The organism is Aureimonas sp. AU40 (genome assembly GCF_001463785.1).
GTDB lineage: Bacteria > Pseudomonadota > Alphaproteobacteria > Rhizobiales > Rhizobiaceae > Aureimonas.
Window position 1 is genome coordinate 1 of sequence record NZ_BBWL01000001.1, and the last position, 16,096, is coordinate 16,096.

A 16,096-nucleotide genomic window follows, 5' to 3' on the forward strand; every position below is an offset into this window, starting at 1 on the left:
AAGCGGATTGGCCACCTTCGCGAGCCCAATCATCACGCCACGAAAGGGCTCGGCTGGTTACGCGCCTCCGGTTTTCGGAGCGCCTAGCTTGGGAATTTTCGGGGAACGAGGCGCAGGCTGCCGGTCTGCCTTCGTGGCGAACCAGAGGACATGCTTTGTTCCACGTCCGCGTCCGGCTTTCACGCGCATCTCCTCCACTTGGAAGCCGGCGCGGCCAAGGCGCGCGGTGAAGGCCGGGTCTGTCCCTTGTGACCAGATGCCGAGGATGCCGCCCGGCGTCAGCGCCTGCAGGGAGACGGCGAGGCCTGCCGGCCCATAGAGCCGATCATTGCCGCTTCGCGTCAGGCCGCCCGGCCCGTTGTCGACGTCGAGGAGAATGGCGTCGTAGGCACCGCGTGCCCGGCCGATCGTCTCTGCCACATCTTCCACGGCAATGGCGACGCGGGGATCCGTCAGCGTTTCACCGAAGACATCGGCCATCGGTCCCCGCGCCCAGTCCACGACGCCCGGCACGAGTTCGGCGACGGTGACGCTGGCCTCCGGCGCGAGGTTCGCAAGCGCGGCACGCAGCGTGAAGCCCATGCCGAGGCCACCGATCAGAACGCGCGCAGCTCCGCGCGGGCCGATCCGCTCTGCCGCGATCGTGGCCAGGGCCTCCTCCGAGCCGCTGAGGCGGCTGTTCATCAGCTCGGTGCCGCCGATCATGATGGAATATTCCGAGCCGCGCCGCATGAGACGCAGTTCGCCGCCGCCTGGGACGGGTGCGGTTCCGAGGTGCACCCAAGGAATCAACGTCCATTCCTCTCGGCAAGGGCGCCCGGGCGCTTGAGTTTGGCGACGTGGAGAAGAGCGGTCATCGGCAGGCTCGCTGTGGGATCTCAGAGCATTTCCAGGCAAAGCGTATCCGCTTCGCCTGGGATAATGCGGAAAAATCAAAAAACCGAGAAGCATGTCCGGTGAACCCTTCTTCACCGGACATGCGTCTCGGCGCCGCACTGATAACGCGCCGGCGGAGCGCCCGCGAGGGATTTTGCGATCCTCTGGCACGCCCATCTCCGTCGATGTCGGAGGCCTCCATGTGATGCTCGGCGCGCCCTTTGCGACCAGAGCGCTGAGGGCGATCTTTCTGTGAAACGGCGACAGTCTCGGACGGGCTTTCAGCGTCGCTTGCCGCGGCCCCCGCCGACCGGACCGCCTGCCGCTCGGGTCCGGGTCCGGTCGTTCTGCGCGTTCTCGTTCTGGAGAAGACGCCAGCGCTCCAGGCGCTGCGGATCGACGGTGCCCTCCGTCACGGCCGCGCGCACCGCGCATCCGGGTTCATGCTCATGGGTGCAATCGCGGAAGCGGCAGCGGGCCGCAAGTTCCGTGATCTCGGCGAACAGAACGTCCAGCCCGTCGGCGAGGTCGCTGACTTGCAAGGTGCGGATGCCGGGCGTGTCGATCACCCAGCCTCCGCCCAGGATGGGGTGGAGCGAGCGGGCTGTGGTGGTGTGACGCCCCTTGGCGTCCTGTTCGCGGATGGACCCGGTTTCTTGTGGCGGTTCCTCGGTCGCGCCGACCAGCGTGTTCACCAGCGTCGATTTACCGACGCCCGACGAGCCGACCAGGGCGACTGTTCGCCCGCTCCCGCACCAGCGCGCAAGCGCGGCGACGGACTGTGCCGCCTTGGGGTGGACCACCACCACGTCGAGTCCGCGCTGTAGGGCACGGGCCCCGTCTTCGTAGGACGCGAGGTCTTCAGTCAGATCGGCTTTGGTCAACACGATCACCGGCTCGATGCCGGCTTGATTGGCCCAAGCGAGATACCGCTCGAGCCGCGCCGGACTAAAGTCCAGGTTGCACGATGTCACGATGAGGAGCGTGTCGATGTTCGCCCCGGCTAGCTGGGGGACGACGCTGCCCGAAACGCGGCGCTCGATCAAGGACCGGCGTTCGAGGCGGCGGTGGAGATGCATCGTAACGGGATCGACAAGAACGAAGTCCCCCACGGCGAAATGGCTGGTGTTGACGTCTGGTCCAAGCACCGGCTCGACTGACCCATGCGCGGACAGGGCGGTCAGGCGCGAGCGGTGGACCCGGGCGATGCGAGCCGGTTCGAGCCCCGCATCGCCTGACGTGATCTGCTCAGCAAAGAATGCGCTCCAACCCAGCGCGCTGAGGGTGTCATGCTCGGCGCCTTGCGTCGGCGCGTTCAACGGCCGGTCCTATACAATACGACGTGCGCGTTCGAGTCCTGACCGGCGTGGTCACCCCTCGTTGCCATGATGTCTCGTTCCTGTTCGCTCAAGGCTTTTGGGTTCCAACGGGCTTTCCGTACCATCCCCTTCCTTATCGTTGCGCGCGGGGAACGGGAACAGCAAACGTGGCCGGGCTTGGCTGTAGGCCTTATTCTGGTTCCGATCTGCACGCCTGTCCGAGACTCTCCGCGGGTTGGCTTGCGCGTGCTCACCGACCAGTTGGCGACCTACTCGGCCGGTACCGCCGGCGTCCAGTTCGGCTCGTTCGCGGAATGGCCGCTTATCGCGCCATGCGCCCGAAAGCTGCCTGTCTGCTTTCGGCCCGCATCTGAAACCGACTGGAAGGCAGGGGAGGATGGAAACCGGAATGACAGCTTTCAGCCGATTGCATCGGATAACCGCCGTTCCACCTCCGCTCGATGCTCAGCCGCTGGGGAGATAGTTCGTTGCGGCAATGACGAAGCGTGCGGCGCTGGCATGGCGTAGCGACCCGTCTGATTTGCCAACTCTCGGCAGGTTCGTTTCGCGATTGCGACAGTGTTGCGGCTGCGTCCGGTCACGCTCGCCGTTGTTAACGCCTCGGCCAGCCTTGGCAATAGGTTGCGGTTCATAGACAGAAAGGCACCGGGACACATGATCCCGATGCCTGTGACGAAATTCTTTCGACCGTTCGGTTTATTTAGCCTTGGTTCCGAACGCTTCCTTCAAGTCCTTCACGGCGAAGTCCTGTGCTCGCTTGGCATCGTCCAGCACGGCGTCCATGCCGAAGAACTCGTGGGTGACGCCCTCGTTGTTCTGGTAGGTCGTCCTAACGCCAGCGGCCGCGAGCTTCTCGGACAACACCTTGCCTTCCGACATGAGCGGGTCGATCTCGGCGGTGATGACCGTCGCCGGCGGCAGGCCCTTCAGGTCGGCCATCGTGGTCAGGTTCAGCATGGGGCTCTTGGCGTCCTCGGGCTTGCCGAGGGTCTTGTCGACGAACCAGCCCATCGCCCCCTTCGACAGCGGCATGGCGTTCTGGTTGGCGATGTAGGACGGCGTGGTCATATCGGTGCCCGCCACTGGGTAGACAAGCAGCATGTGCAGCGGCGCTTGGACCTTCTGGTCCCGTGCCATGATGGCGACATTGGCAGCAAGATTGCCCCCAGCGCTTTCGCCCGCGACCGCCAGCTTCTTCGGATCACCGCCGAACTCACTGGCATGCTCCGTCACCCATTTGTAGGCTGCGAAGGAGTCCTCGTACGCCGCGGGGAACTTGTTCTCCGGCGCATGCCGGTATTCCACGCTGGCGACGATGGCGCCGGTTTTCTTGGCCAGCGCCATGGCAGATGACTCGTAGGTGTCGATGTTTGCGATAACCCAGCCGCCGCCGTGATAATAGACGATCACCGGCAACGGACCCGATCCGGCGCCTTCCGGCGTATAGATGCGGATCGGCTGCGTGCCATCCGCGATCGGGTAGGTCATGTCCTTCTTGGACACCTTCATGGCGGCCATCAAGGCCATCGGATCCTTACCCTGATCCTTGAGGACAGCCTTCACGGCATCGGCCGGGGTCGGCTGCGTGCGTGCCTCTTCGACGGTGCGGGACTCGATCGGCTTGACGCCAAGCTCCTGCAACTTCTTGAGCACGAGGGCCATGTCCTCCTGGTCAGCACGCTTCATCGTGCCGCTGTCCGGGCTTTCGGCGACCGACGGCTTGTCCGACATAGCGGCGTCGGCGGCTTTCTCGGTCGTCGCACCCTGCGCCATTGCCAGCGGTGACGTCATCACGACGCCGGCCAGGAGGCCGAGCGCGAGGGCAGATTTGGTGTTGATCGACATCATGGATTGATACTCGCAATCGAGGACGGGAAAAGGACGGTGCGGCGTTAAGCCTTCAACTCGCCCGTGATGCGTTTGCAGATCGCCACGTGCTCCTTGAAGACGGCGAGCATCAGCGACGCCAGATGGCGGCCTTGCTTGACGTCTGGATCGGTGCCGCCCGCCGTGTTGTGAAGAAAGGCGTCCGCGAGATCGCGGAGCTCTTCGTGGTTCTTGAGCTGCAACGCGATGTAGGCCTCGTCGAACGCACGACCTTTCTCGGCGGTCTTCATCGTCTCGACCACCATCATGGTGTCGCCGTCCATCTTCGGCGCCATCGCGCCAAGATCCTTCAGCACCATGTTCACCGTGATCGCTTCCCCGAGCTCGAAGCCGGCGAACTCCATCGTGTTCTTCTGGGTCGCCATGCCGACAGCGATCTGCGACGTCGCGAGCGAAAGCTCAGCCCGCGGAAGAACGCTGCCGTAGAAGTCCAACGGTGCTTTGAGATCCGTCGGCGAGATCATCGGAATGGCAGCAAACGCGCGGCTCGATAGGGTGGCAAGAGCGAGAGGGCTGGCCACGGCGACTGCGAGGCCTGTCAGCATGGATCGTCTGTCGGTGATCATCGGTCCGCTCCTGTTGATCGCTGGGAAGTCGGAAGGGGTGTTGCGTCCGTCATGGCGCCCCCATTTCATCCGACGTCGAAGGCTCAACAGTCGCTTTTCTACCGTGTTCCGCGACTCGCCTCGTTTTGGACGTCCGGCAACAGAATCTGGACGATGGAGCACCAGTCGTTGCGGTCCTCGGTGAAAGCTGATCACGTCAGGCGGGGTTCGACTGATCGACGGGCTCGGGTTCGGCCTCTTCCTGCCCGCCGAAGCGGCGATAGTTCGACGGCGAGACGGCGTACATCGCCTCGAAAGCCCGACTGAAAGCGCTCCTGCTGGCGTAGCCGATCGTGGTGGCGATGACCTTGACAGGAAGGGCGGTGCCTCCGAGCAAGCGGGCCGCGATACGCAGGCGAACCTGCTGCACGAATTCCATCGGACCCTGATGGAAGACGTCCGAGAACCGTTCGGCGAAGGCGGCCCGGCTCATGCCGGATAGCGTTGCCAGGCTTTCCACGGTGAAGGCCGCACCCGGGGTTTCCAGAATGGCGATCACCGCCGGCGCCAATTTGGGTTCTCGAAATGCCGTCATCAGGGGGGATGAGATCGCCTCGGCCGTGAGGTGTTGCCGGAGGAGAAGAATGAGGCACTGCTTCATGAGAACCTCCGTCATCGCCTGGGTTCCGACCCCGGGAGACGCGACCTCAGCAAGCATCAGCTCGAAGGAGGCTTGGAGGATGGCGTTGGCAGCGAAATCTTCGACGATCGGTCCCTGAAACAGCTCGAACAAACCGAGGGCGCCCGTATGGGTGTCCGCGATCTGGCCGCAGACGAGAAGCGTGTCGGGACTGCCATCTCCCGCCGTGAACCTCACGAGCCCGTCAGCATGCAGGGCGCAATGATCCTCGGCGCGAGCCTCCCCAACGAAATCGTCTGCTTCGCCGAGCACATGCCGTTGTCGAGACGGAACGATGATGATGCTGTGCGGGGAAAAGGACTGCCAGGGACCGTCCCCGACTTGTAGGCTTCCGCTTCCCCGCAGGACATAGTGGATCGTGATGGCGTCGAACGGACTGAAATCCAGCCGCCAACCCTGTTGGATTCGGCAGACCGAGAAAGATCGAACCCTGACGGCGAGCGTGACAAGAAGGCGATCGAGGAGATCCGTCTGCATCGTCGCGTACCCCGCTGCTATAGTCCGACCTCTCTTAAGCGCCCTTCAAAGCAAGTTGTTGCAAATGGCGTTGGCTGGACAGAACCAACCCGAATCTTGGTGATTGGCGACTGTCCACTTGATGCCGGCTGGCCGTGAGAGGCCGACAGTCCACCACAAAGAACTTCGCCGATGCGACGACGGAGCGGCTCGCGGGTTGGAGCAGCGTCGCGTCCGCTTCAAGGTGTTGGGAAAGCGACGTTGAAGGGCAGAGAAGGGTCGTTAGCTGAATGGCGGCTTTTCGCTTGATCACCCCGAAAGCGGATAGGCCGGTATCGGCCCAATGTGGCGTTGCTAACCGCGCGATAGGCTCCTGAATTCTACGCTTGAACCAAACCGAACCCGACTTTTGCCGAACGAGAATAGAGTCAGTTTGAGGCCTTTGAGAAGGACTGTCTTGCTTTCCGAAGTGCGGATTGGCTTGTCTGAAGCGCGGAGCCGTCGGCGTTTGCGCTCGGTCGCAATCCGAAACTCGGAGAGAGGACTAGATGGCGGAGGGAGCGGGATTCGAACCCGCGATACGGTTTCCCGTATACACACTTTCCAGGCGTGCGCCTTCAACCACTCGGCCACCCCTCCGGATCGGACGCGCCTGCCTTGCGGGAGGCGGCGCTGCGGCGCCTTGGTTAGGGGCGTCTCTGGTCCGATGGGGCGCACTATCATTGGGAGGGGAAGGGTGGCAAGCCCTTTTGCGAGGATCGCGCGATCTATCCGGGCTCGCGCCAGCTTGGCGGCCTCGCTCTTGCCCCCGCCAGAGCCCCCTGCGACGCACCGCGCCGCCCGGCCGCCATTGCGAGGCGCAGGGGGCAGCCCCATATTCCGCTTCATCGAGACGCAGCGAGACGGCTGCCGCCCGTGGACCTTGCCGTTGCTGGTGCGACCGGCCGGGGCGACGGGCGCGCGGGTCGCATGACGGGGAGGTCGGGTCCTTGCGGTTTCTTGCCTGGTGCCTGCGCGCGGCGGGGCTTCTGATTCTGGCGGCGGGCGTGGTGCTAGCGGTAGGCGATATCGCTCGCTCGCTCGCGTCGAGCCATGTGCGTCTCATGAGCATTTCCGAAACGCTCGCGGTCGCGGGCTGGAACACGCCGATCGAGAGCCCGGCCTCCGGTTCGGCCTTCACCGGCGGAGATCGCGGCCGGCTCATGACGGAGATCGGCCGGCAACCGGCCTCGGTGGTCCTGGGGATCGCCGGAATTGTCTTTCTCGCCGCCGGGCGCGCGCCACGCGCCGCCCGCTCGGGCGAGCCAACACGAAGGATCTGAGAGATGTTCGGTTTGAACCTTCTGAAGAAGACCAAGCTGCCCGCCGCCGAAGAGGCGCTGCCCGGCCGCTCGACGCCAATTCCGACGGCCGAGACGCATTTCGTGAACGGCGCGCCGCTGAAGGCCCCGTTCGGCGAGGGCGTCGAGACCGCGATCTTCGGCCTCGGTTGCTTCTGGGGCGCGGAGCGCAAGTTCTGGCAGACGCCCGGCGTGGTTTCCACGGCGGTCGGCTATGCCGCCGGCCTGACGCCGAATCCGACCTATGAGGAGGTCTGCTCGGGCCAGACCGGGCACAACGAGGTGGTGCTCGTCGCCTTCGACCCCAAGCGCGTGTCCTACGACGAACTGCTGGCGCTCTTCTTCGAGTCGCACAATCCGACGCAGGGCATGCGCCAGGGCAACGATGTCGGCACGCAGTATCGCTCCGGCATCTACGTCACGAGCGAAGCGCAGCGCGAGGCGGCGGAGCGCGCCAAGGCGGCCTATGGGCAGGCTCTCGCCAAGGCCGGCCACCGCGATCCGATCACCACCGAGATTCTGGAGGCGCCGGAATTCTTTTATGCCGAGACCTACCACCAGCAGTATCTCGCCAAGAACCCGCGCGGCTATTGCGGCCTCGGCGGTACGGGCGTGAGCTGCCCGGTAGGATTGAACGCGGTGGCCGCCGAGTAAGGGCGCGCGAGCTACTCTTCGGGTAGGGGAAGGAGTCTCCGGCCCATAGATCGGGATGGCCCACTCGCTGGAGGACGTCTTTCCTCAAGGCCAGCGGCCTCGCTTCGCCGCTGGATGAATCGATAAGGGCGCGAGGCTCCACAGCCGTCGCGCCTTTTTTCTGAGGGTGCCAAGGCAGGGAAATGTGCCGCAGGGCGCTGCGTTGAGGATATCTCCGCTTTTTTGCTGCGCGGGCCGACGCTTCGTGCCAGTTTCGCAAACTGGAATGAGCCTGGCGGACACAAGCCGGGCCGCGCCGCTCGGGGCCGCTCGCCCCGCCTCCTCAACAGGGACCCGCGACACTCATGAAGTCCATCCTCGCCGGCCTTCTCGCCGCCTGCCTCGCCGCCACGGCCGGCTCCGCCCTCGCTGCGGACCTGAAGCCCGCCGTGATCTTCGACCTCGGCGGCAAGTTCGACAAATCCTTCAACGAGGCCGCCTTCAACGGCGCCGAGCGTTTCAAGAAGGAATCGGGCACCGCCTATCGCGAGTTCGAGATGCAGAACGAGACGCAGCGCGAGCAGGTGCTGCGCCGCTTCGCGCGCGACGGCAACTCGCCCATCATCGCCGTCGGCTTCGCCCAGCAGGCGGCGGTGACCAATGTCGCCAAGGAATATCCCAACCTCCAGTTCGCCATCATCGACACGGTGGTGGATCTGCCGAACGTGCGCTCGCTCCTCTTCAAGGAGGAGGAGGGCTCCTATCTCGTCGGCATGCTGGCGGCGATGAAGTCGCAGTCCGGCACGGTCGGCTTCGTCGGCGGCATGGATATCCCGCTGATCCGCAACTTCGCCTGCGGCTACAAGGGCGGCGTTCTGGCGGCCAAGAAGGACGCCAAGTATCTCGAGAACATGACGGGCACGACGGCGAGCGCCTGGAACGACCCCGTGCGCGGCGGCGAGCTCGCCCGCTCGCAGATGTCGCAGGGCGCGGACGTGATCTTCCACGCCGCCGGCGGCACCGGCATCGGCGTGCTGCAGGCCGTGGCGGACGGCGGCAAGTTCGGCATCGGCGTCGACTCCAACCAGAACATGCTGCATCCCGGCCATGTCCTCACCTCCATGGTGAAGCGCGTCGACAACGCGGTGTACCAGACCTTCAACGACGCCAAGAACGGCACGTTCAAGGGCGGCACGGTGACGCTCGGCCTGAAGGAAGACGGCGTCGGCTATGCCGTGGACGACAACAACAAGGCGCTGCTGACCCCCGAGATGACCGCCGCCGTGGAAAAGGCCAAGGCCGACATCATCGCCGGCACGGTCAAGGTCCACAACTACAACACGGACAACGCCTGCCCCTATTGATCCCTATGGATTGAAGCGCGGTTCGCGGCCCGGGGCGTCCTGCTCCGGGCCGTTTTTCGTTTGAGCGGTCCGCATCTGGTCAAGCGGGGCCCGCCGGTGCTAGAGGCGCGGCTCGACAGCTGGGAAGGGCAGGCCATGCGCAAGGTGATCTTCGACACCGATCCGGGGCAGGACGACGCGGTGGCGATCCTCGCCGCGCTCGGCTCCCAGCAGGAGATCGAGGTGATCGGCATCTCGGCGGTGGCCGGCAACATTCCGCTGCACCACACCGTCAACAACGCGCTGCGCCTGATCGAACTGGCCGGCCGGCCGGACATTCCCGTCCATGCCGGGGCGGACCGGCCCTTCGCCCACGCTCTGGTGACGGCCGAACACGTGCATGGCGAGACGGGCCTCGACGGGCCGGACCTGCCGCAGCCCGTGACGCGGGTGCGCGAGGGCCATTCGGTCGATTTCATCATCGACACGGTGCGCCGCCTGCCGGAAAAGACGGTGACGATCGCGGCGCTGGGGCCGCTCACCAACATCGCCCTCGCCTTTCTGAAGGCGCCCGACATCGCCCGGCGGCTGGCGGGCATCGTCCTGATGGGCGGGGCCTATTTCGAGGTCGGCAACGTCACGCCGACCGCCGAGTTCAACATCTATGTCGATCCCGACGCGGCCGGCATCGTGTTCCGCTCGGGTGCCGAGATCACCGTTCTGCCGCTGGACGTGACCCATGGCATGCATGCGACGCCCGAGCGCATCGAGGCCTTCCGGCGCCTCGGCAACAAGGCCGGCGCGGCAGTGGCCGCCATGCTCAGCTTCTCGGAAACCTACGATCTCAAGAAGTTCGGCTGGGACGGCGCGCCGCTGCACGATCCTTGCGTCACCGCCTATCTCGTGGCGCCCGAGCTGTTCGAGGGGCGGCGTGTGAACATCGAGGTGGAAACCGCGAGCGCGCTGACGCGCGGCATGACGGTGGTGGATTACTGGGGCGTCACCGACCGCGCGCCCAACGCCTTCTTCGTGCGGCGCGGCGACGCGGACGGCTTCTTCCGGCTCCTGGTGGAGCGCGTCGCGCGCCTGCCTTGAGCGGGGCGGGCCGCGGGGCGCTTGCGCCCCTCGGCTCAATAGTGCGGCGGCTTGGTGATCTCGGGCCGGGGCGTCGCCACCTCCTCCAGCGCCAGGAAGCGCTCGGCCAGAACCTTCAGCGTCTTGCGCAACCGGTCGATCTCGCCGCCCTGGCGCGCCATCTCGGCGGACAGCTCCTCGATCGTCCGGTTCTGGTGGGCGACCTGAATTTCCAGCTCCGTGATGCGCGGGTCGAGGGCGTTCATCGCACGATCCTTTCCAGAATGGCGCGCAGCCCATCCGGCAGAGGAACGGGGCGGCGCGTCTCGGCGCTCACATGCACATGCACGAAAACTCCTTCCGCGGCGGCGATGTCGTCCTCGTTGCGAAACAGGGCGATGTCGTAGGCGATCGAGGAAGAGCCGAGCCGGGCGATGCGAAGGCCCACCGTCACCCGGTCGGGAAAGCCGATCTCGGAAAAATAGCGGCATCCCGTTTCGGCGACGAAGAGCAGTGTCTCGCCGGGGCTCGTCGGCAGGCCCTGTTGGAGTAGCCAGCTCGTCACCGCCGTGTCGAAGAACGTGTAGTAGGCCGCGTTGTTCATGTGGCCATAGGCGTCGTTGTCCGACCAGCGGGTCGAGACCTCGATGAAGGCGGCGAACTCGGCGCGGCTGCGGGGGCGCGGTCGGGGCGGGCTCGGCTCGGAAGGGGACATGGGACTGGCTGGCTCCGGCTTTGAGGGTTCGTGCGGGGAGTGGCCCGCAACGGCTTCGGGTTCAAGCCGTTTTCTTGAGCGCGGCGCGCCGATCGAGTCGGCTGGCAATCGGGCGCGGGCCTCTCTAAACTCGCGCGCAATTGAAATTCGAGATCTCAGGACCGGCATGGCGCCAGCGATCGAACTGATCGGCATTTCCAAGAGCTTTGGCCCCGTGCGGGCCAACCGCGATATCAACATGCGGGTGGAAAAGGGCACGATCCACGGAATCGTCGGCGAGAACGGCGCGGGCAAGTCGACGCTCATGTCGATCCTCTACGGCTTCTATCAGGCCGACGAGGGCGAAATCCGGGTGAACGGCGCGAGCCTGACGATCCCCGATTCGAACGCCGCGATCGCCGCCGGCATCGGCATGGTGCACCAGCACTTCATGCTGGTGGAAAACTTCACCGTCATCGAAAACGTCATGCTGGGGGCCGAGCAGTCCGGGCTCCTGTCCTCCGGCATCCGCCGCGTGCGGGCCGAGCTCCTGCGGCTGGAGCGCGAGCATGGGCTCGCCATCGACCCCGACGCCGTGGTGGAGACGCTGCCCGTCGGCCTTCAGCAGCGGGTGGAAATCCTGAAGGCGCTCTATCGCGGCGCCGAGATCCTGATTCTGGACGAGCCGACCGGCGTGCTCACCCCGGCCGAGGCGGACCAGCTCTTCTCCGTGCTGCGCCATCTCCGGGACGAGGGGAAGACCGTCATCCTCATCACGCACAAGCTACGCGAGATCCTGGCGGTGACGGACAATGTCTCCGTCATGCGGCGCGGCGAGATCGTGGCGACCGTCAAGACCAAGGAGACGTCGGCCCCCGAACTCGCAGAGCTCATGGTCGGGCGCCGGGTTCTCCTCCGGGTCGAGAAAGGCGCGGCCGTCCCGCGCGAGCCGCTTCTGGAGGTCACCGACCTCACCGTGCGGGACGGGCGCGGCGTCGCCATGGTGGAGAACGTCTCCTTCCAGATCCGCGCGGGCGAGATCGTCGGCATCGCGGGCGTCGCCGGCAACGGCCAGTCCGAGCTTCTGGAGGCCCTGTCCGGCATCCACGCGGCCGAGCGCGGCACGGTGCGCCTGTGCGGGGAGACGCTGGACCTCAAGCGCGACATGGACCCGGCGATGCTGCGCACGCGCGGCATGGCGCATGTGCCGGAGGACCGGCACCATATGGGCCTCGTCCTGCCCTTCACCGAGGCCGAGAACGCCATTCTCGGCTATCACCGCGACCCTGCCTATGCGAAGGGCCCCTTTCTCGACGTCGCGGCCATGCGCGCGGAAGCGCAGGCCAAGATCGCCGCCTACGACATCCGCCCGCCGTCTCCCGATCTCAGGACCGCCAACTTCTCCGGCGGCAACCAGCAGAAGGTCGTGCTGGCGCGCGAGATGGAGCGCGACCCGGCGGTTCTGCTCATCGGCCAGCCGACGCGCGGCGTCGATGTCGGCGCCATCGAGTTCATCCACAAGCGCATCATCGAGATGCGCGACGCCGGCAAGGCGGTGCTTCTCGTCTCGGTCGAGTTGGACGAGATCCGCGCCCTGTCCGACCGCATCCTCGTGATGTGCGCCGGCCGCATCGTCGGCGAGCGCGGGCCCGAAACCTCCGAAGGCGAGCTCGGCCTGATGATGGCCGGCGAGACCGTGGCGGAGGCGGCGGAATGAACACCACACCGTCAGAAATCATTGGACAATCCATCAAGCTGTTTTTGGTCGATGGATCGCCGAATGGCCTTGTGGTCGCAAGTATACCGAATTGGACCGGTTCGGTCGTTATCGCTTCCAACCTCGATCTGCCACGGCTGATGGAAAGGCCGGAGGCTGATCGGGCTGGCTGCTACATACTTCAGTCTGACCCTGATGCCGAAGAAGCACTCCCAACGGCCTATATCGGGCAGGCAAGAAAACTCGGCACTCGCTTGACGAAGCATCAACGCGAAAAGGACTGGTGGGTCCGCGTCGCGATCATCTCGACATCCGATTTTAGTTTTACCTCGGCCCATTATATGGCGCTTGAGTCGAAGATGATTCATCTTGCAAAGCAAGGGGGGCATGTCGCGCTCGACAATGGAAATTCGCCAGATGAATCGGCAGGCGTCCTTGGTGAGGCTGATCTGGTGGACGTCTCGAAATTCTTGAGTCAGCTCCGCATACTGCTGCCCGTTCTAGGTTTCAACGCGCTGCGCCCACCAGTCTTTGTAAAGATTGAGGCCAATTCGCCCAACTCTGATGCCCGTGAAACGTTTGAACTAACTCATTCAACGGGTGCAGCTGCGCGAGCTGTGATTATCGATGGCGACTTCATCGTCCTCGCGGGATCGAGCGCAAACGCGCACAAAGAATTCGCCCATAACAACTATAAGCATCTTCGCGAGAAGCTGATCGTGGAAGGTGTATTGATACCAAGTGATGATGCGCGCCTTCTAACATTCACCAGAGATTTCGCATTCAGAAGTCCAAGCGCTGCCGCTGCCGTTATCCTCAACCGCCAAGCTAATGGCCCCCGCAACTGGCGAACGGAACGAGATAACGTGATGCTCAGCGAATGGCTTGCCAGACGTGATATGAGCGTCAACTCCGACGGTGAAGAACAGGAAGCGGCCGAATGAAGGACGCCCGCATCACGCTGGTGACGCTGGGCGTCGCCGATCTCGCGCGCTCGTCCCGCTTCTACGAGGCACTGGGCTGGACGCGGACGGACCAGGGCAACGAGAGCGTCGTGTTCCTGCAAGGGGAGGGGATCGTGCTCTCCCTGTTCGGGCTGGAGGATCTGGCCAAGGACGCCGATGTTCCGCTGGAGCCGCTGCCGCGCTTTCGCGGGCTGACGCTGGCGATCAATCTGGCCGACGAGGCCGAGACCGACCGGTTCTTCGCCCTGGCGCTGGAGGCCGGCGGAACCGCCGTGAAGCCGCCGGAAAAGGTTTTCTGGGGCGGATATTCCGGCTATTTCGCCGATCCCGACGGGCATCTCTGGGAGATCGCCCACAATCCCTTCTTCGCGCTCGACGCCGCCGGGCGGCTCGATCTCACCGCCCAGCCGAAGGACCCGGCATGAGCCGACCCTATACCAAGCTTCCCGCCTGGATCGACCATGGCGTCCTTCCGCTCGTCAACGTCGTGGTGGCCTTTCTGGTCGCCGGGCTCGTGGTGCTGGCCGTGGGCGAAAGCCCGGTGGAGGCCGCGCGCCTCATGCTGCGCGGCGCCTTCGGCTATGGCGAGGGCTTCGGCTTCACGCTCTACTACACCACCAACTTCATCCTGACGGGCCTCGCCGTCGCGGTCGCCTTCCATGGCGGCCTGTTCAACATCGGCGGCGAGGGGCAGGCCTATGTCGGGGGCCTCGGCGTCGCGCTGGTGGCGCTCAATTTCGGCTCCATCCTGCCCTGGTGGGTGAACCTGCCGCTTGCCGTCGTGGCGGCCGGCGCCTTCGGCGCGGCCTGGGCCTTCCTGCCCGGCTATCTCCAGGCCAAGCGCGGCAGCCATGTCGTCATCACCACGATCATGTTCAACTTCATCGCCTCGGCGCTGATGGTCTATCTCCTGGTCGGCCCGCTGCGCCCGCTCGGCACGATGCAGCCCGAAACGCGCCAGTTCGATCCGGGCGGGCAATTGCCCAAGCTCGGCGGCCTGTTCGAGAGTCTCGGCATGAGTCTGGGCGGCGCGCCGCTCAACGTCACCTTCTTCGTCGCGCTCCTGGCCGCGCTCTTCGTCTGGGTGCTGATCTGGCGCACGCGGCTCGGCTACGAAATCCGAACGCTGGGCTTCTCGCCCGCCGCCGCCCGCTATGCCGGCATGAAGGAGACGCGGCTCGTCGTCACCATCATGCTGATCTCCGGCGCGCTCGCCGGCATCATGGCGCTGAACTCGGTGATGGGCGACCAGTACCGGCTGCAGTTGAACTTCCCCGCCGGCGCCGGCTTCGTCGGCATTGCCGTCGCGCTCATGGGCCGGGGCCATCCGCTCGGCATCCTGCCGGCGGCCTTGCTCTTCGGCGTGCTCTACCAGGGCGGCGCGGAACTCGCCTTCGACATGCCCACCATCTCTCGCGACATGATCGTCATCATTCAAGGGTTGGTGATCCTGTTCGCCGGCGCCTTGGAAAACATGCTGCGGCCCGGCGTCGGCCGGCTCTACGGCTTCGTGCGTCTGCCGCTGACCAAGCCCGTTCCCGCCGAGGAGGCCCGCTGATGGATATGCTCGGCCTTCTCAACCTTCTTGATTCCACCATCCGCCTGTCGACGCCGCTGCTCTTCGCCGCGCTGGCCGGCCTTTATTCCGAGCGCTCGGGCGTCTTCGACATCGGGCTGGAGGGCAAGATGCTGGCGGCGGCCTTTGCCTCCGCCGCCGTCGCGGCGCTCGCCGATTCCGCCTTCGCGGGGCTGGCGGCCGGCATCGGCGTCGCCATCCTCTTCTCGCTCGTCCATGGTCTCGCCTCGATCACCTATCGCGGCAACCAGATCGTCTCGGGCGTGGCGCTGAACTTCATCGCCTCGGGCCTTACGATCATCCTCGGCGCGGCCTGGTTCGGCCAAGGCGGCAACACGCCGACCCTTTCGGCCAACGGGCGCTTTCTCGACATCGCGCTGCCGGGCGCCGAAGCCGTGCGCGACGTGCCGGTGCTGGGCTTCGTCTATTCCGGTCTCCTGTCGGGCCAGAACCTCCTCGTCTATCTCGCCTTTCTCGCTGTGCCCTTCACCTGGTGGGTGCTCTACCGCACGCGCTTCGGCCTCCGGCTTCGGGCGGTCGGCGAGAATCCGGGCGCGGCGGACACGGCTGGCATTTCCGTCACCTGGCTGCGCTACCGCGCGGTCATCATCTGCGGCGTGCTTACCGGCATGGCCGGGACCTATCTCTCCATCGCCCAGTCCGCCGGCTTTGCCCGCGAGATGACGGCGGGGCGCGGCTATATCGCGCTGGCGGCGCTGATCTTCGCCAATTGGAAGCCGGTGCCGGTGATGCTGGCCTGCCTCCTGTTCGGCTTTCTCGACGCCGCCTCGATCCGCCTCCAGACCACGGCGCTGCCCCTGATCGGCCAGATCCCGCCGCAGTTCGTCCAGGCGCTGCCCTATATCCTGACGGTGATCCTGCTCGCCGGCTTCGTCGGCAAGTCGAGCCCGCCCAAGGCCGGCGGTGTGCCCTACGTGAAAGAGCGCTGA

At 65.2% G+C, this 16,096-nt stretch carries 16 protein-coding genes and 1 tRNA gene; 9 read left to right on the forward strand and 8 right to left on the reverse strand.

Features of this window, described 5'->3' with window-relative positions; genetic code table 11:
- Nucleotides 1-57: 57 nt before the first annotated feature.
- From AUL32_RS00005 to AUL32_RS00030, 6 genes are all read right to left on the reverse strand, one after another.
- Nucleotides 58-792 carry a spermidine synthase gene (locus tag AUL32_RS00005; protein WP_062110884.1) on the reverse strand — a complete coding sequence of 245 codons (735 nt, stop codon included), beginning with the start codon at nt 790-792 and terminating at the stop codon, nt 58-60.
- 365 nt (nt 793-1,157) lie between these two features.
- A complete protein-coding gene (rsgA, locus tag AUL32_RS00010; RefSeq protein ID WP_062110885.1) occupies nt 1,158-2,195 on the reverse strand; it encodes a ribosome small subunit-dependent GTPase A in 1,038 nt (345 codons plus the stop codon).
- Nucleotides 2,196-2,912: 717 nt separating this feature from the next.
- Nucleotides 2,913-4,064 (reverse strand): alpha/beta hydrolase fold domain-containing protein, encoded by a 1,152-nt coding sequence (locus tag AUL32_RS00015; protein WP_202814366.1) that lies wholly within the window; start codon nt 4,062-4,064, stop codon nt 2,913-2,915.
- 44 nt (nt 4,065-4,108) lie between these two features.
- Nucleotides 4,109-4,648, reverse strand: a complete 540-nt coding sequence (locus tag AUL32_RS00020) for a DUF4142 domain-containing protein (protein ID WP_192847397.1) — start codon at nt 4,646-4,648, stop codon at nt 4,109-4,111.
- 217 nt (nt 4,649-4,865) lie between these two features.
- Nucleotides 4,866-5,825 (reverse strand): AraC family transcriptional regulator, encoded by a 960-nt coding sequence (locus tag AUL32_RS00025; protein WP_062110887.1) that lies wholly within the window; start codon nt 5,823-5,825, stop codon nt 4,866-4,868.
- 528 nt (nt 5,826-6,353) lie between these two features.
- A tRNA-Ser gene (locus AUL32_RS00030) sits at nt 6,354-6,443 on the reverse strand.
- 350 nt (nt 6,444-6,793) lie between these two features.
- Between AUL32_RS00030 and AUL32_RS00035 the strand changes: the two genes are divergently transcribed.
- From AUL32_RS00035 to AUL32_RS00050, 4 genes are all read left to right on the forward strand, one after another.
- A complete protein-coding gene (locus AUL32_RS00035; protein ID WP_062110888.1) occupies nt 6,794-7,126 on the forward strand; it encodes a hypothetical protein in 333 nt (110 codons plus the stop codon).
- 3 nt (nt 7,127-7,129) lie between these two features.
- A complete protein-coding gene (gene msrA, locus AUL32_RS00040; RefSeq protein ID WP_062110889.1) occupies nt 7,130-7,798 on the forward strand; it encodes a peptide-methionine (S)-S-oxide reductase MsrA in 669 nt (222 codons plus the stop codon).
- Nucleotides 7,799-8,142: 344 nt separating this feature from the next.
- The gene (locus tag AUL32_RS00045) at nt 8,143-9,141 is read left to right on the forward strand and encodes a BMP family lipoprotein (protein WP_061973857.1); all 999 of its coding nucleotides are present in this window, start codon (nt 8,143-8,145) and stop codon (nt 9,139-9,141) included.
- Between the two features lie 135 nt (nt 9,142-9,276).
- A complete protein-coding gene (locus AUL32_RS00050) occupies nt 9,277-10,215 on the forward strand; it encodes a nucleoside hydrolase (protein WP_062110890.1) in 939 nt (312 codons plus the stop codon).
- Between the two features lie 35 nt (nt 10,216-10,250).
- On the opposite strand, the gene AUL32_RS00055 is transcribed toward AUL32_RS00050, so the two are convergent.
- A complete protein-coding gene (locus tag AUL32_RS00055) occupies nt 10,251-10,460 on the reverse strand; it encodes a SlyX family protein (protein WP_062110891.1) in 210 nt (69 codons plus the stop codon).
- Nucleotides 10,457-10,909 carry an acyl-CoA thioesterase gene (locus AUL32_RS00060; protein WP_061973864.1) on the reverse strand — a complete coding sequence of 151 codons (453 nt, stop codon included), beginning with the start codon at nt 10,907-10,909 and terminating at the stop codon, nt 10,457-10,459. Before AUL32_RS00060 ends, AUL32_RS00055 begins: the two co-directional genes overlap by 4 nt.
- A gap of 166 nt (nt 10,910-11,075) precedes the next feature.
- On the opposite strand from AUL32_RS00060, the gene AUL32_RS00065 reads away from it, so the two are divergent.
- Genes AUL32_RS00065 through AUL32_RS00080 form a run of 5 tightly spaced genes read left to right on the forward strand, consistent with a single transcriptional unit; the run spans nt 11,076 to nt 16,096 of the window.
- Nucleotides 11,076-12,605, forward strand: coding sequence for an ABC transporter ATP-binding protein (locus AUL32_RS00065; protein WP_062110892.1), 1,530 nt, complete (start codon nt 11,076-11,078; stop codon nt 12,603-12,605).
- Nucleotides 12,602-13,549 (forward strand): GIY-YIG nuclease family protein, encoded by a 948-nt coding sequence (locus AUL32_RS24335; protein ID WP_082659036.1) that lies wholly within the window; start codon nt 12,602-12,604, stop codon nt 13,547-13,549. The genes AUL32_RS00065 and AUL32_RS24335 overlap by 4 nt, the downstream gene beginning before the upstream one ends.
- Nucleotides 13,546-13,995: a VOC family protein gene (locus AUL32_RS00070; protein WP_062110893.1), complete on the forward strand. Its 450-nt coding sequence runs from the start codon at nt 13,546-13,548 to the stop codon at nt 13,993-13,995. Before AUL32_RS24335 ends, AUL32_RS00070 begins: the two co-directional genes overlap by 4 nt.
- Nucleotides 13,992-15,128: an ABC transporter permease gene (locus AUL32_RS00075; RefSeq protein ID WP_061973869.1), complete on the forward strand. Its 1,137-nt coding sequence runs from the start codon at nt 13,992-13,994 to the stop codon at nt 15,126-15,128. Before AUL32_RS00070 ends, AUL32_RS00075 begins: the two co-directional genes overlap by 4 nt.
- Complete coding sequence (locus tag AUL32_RS00080; protein ID WP_062110894.1) at nt 15,128-16,096, forward strand: ABC transporter permease; 969 nt, start codon at nt 15,128-15,130, stop codon at nt 16,094-16,096. The genes AUL32_RS00075 and AUL32_RS00080 overlap by 1 nt, the downstream gene beginning before the upstream one ends.

Coding starts and splice junctions, on each gene's coding strand:
- AUL32_RS00015 (WP_202814366.1), bottom strand. CDS start 4,064: ATGATGTCGATCAACACCAAATCTGCCCTCGCGCTCGGCCTCCTGGCC.
- AUL32_RS00020 (WP_192847397.1), bottom strand. CDS start 4,648: ATGCTGACAGGCCTCGCAGTCGCCGTGGCCAGCCCTCTCGCTCTTGCC.
- AUL32_RS00025 (WP_062110887.1), bottom strand. CDS start 5,825: ATGCAGACGGATCTCCTCGATCGCCTTCTTGTCACGCTCGCCGTCAGG.
- msrA (WP_062110889.1), top strand. CDS start 7,130: ATGTTCGGTTTGAACCTTCTGAAGAAGACCAAGCTGCCCGCCGCCGAA.
- AUL32_RS00045 (WP_061973857.1), top strand. CDS start 8,143: ATGAAGTCCATCCTCGCCGGCCTTCTCGCCGCCTGCCTCGCCGCCACG.
- AUL32_RS00050 (WP_062110890.1), top strand. CDS start 9,277: ATGCGCAAGGTGATCTTCGACACCGATCCGGGGCAGGACGACGCGGTG.
- AUL32_RS00055 (WP_062110891.1), bottom strand. CDS start 10,460: ATGAACGCCCTCGACCCGCGCATCACGGAGCTGGAAATTCAGGTCGCC.
- AUL32_RS00060 (WP_061973864.1), bottom strand. CDS start 10,909: ATGTCCCCTTCCGAGCCGAGCCCGCCCCGACCGCGCCCCCGCAGCCGC.
- AUL32_RS00065 (WP_062110892.1), top strand. CDS start 11,076: ATGGCGCCAGCGATCGAACTGATCGGCATTTCCAAGAGCTTTGGCCCC.
- AUL32_RS24335 (WP_082659036.1), top strand. CDS start 12,602: ATGAACACCACACCGTCAGAAATCATTGGACAATCCATCAAGCTGTTT.
- AUL32_RS00070 (WP_062110893.1), top strand. CDS start 13,546: ATGAAGGACGCCCGCATCACGCTGGTGACGCTGGGCGTCGCCGATCTC.
- AUL32_RS00075 (WP_061973869.1), top strand. CDS start 13,992: ATGAGCCGACCCTATACCAAGCTTCCCGCCTGGATCGACCATGGCGTC.
- AUL32_RS00080 (WP_062110894.1), top strand. CDS start 15,128: ATGGATATGCTCGGCCTTCTCAACCTTCTTGATTCCACCATCCGCCTG.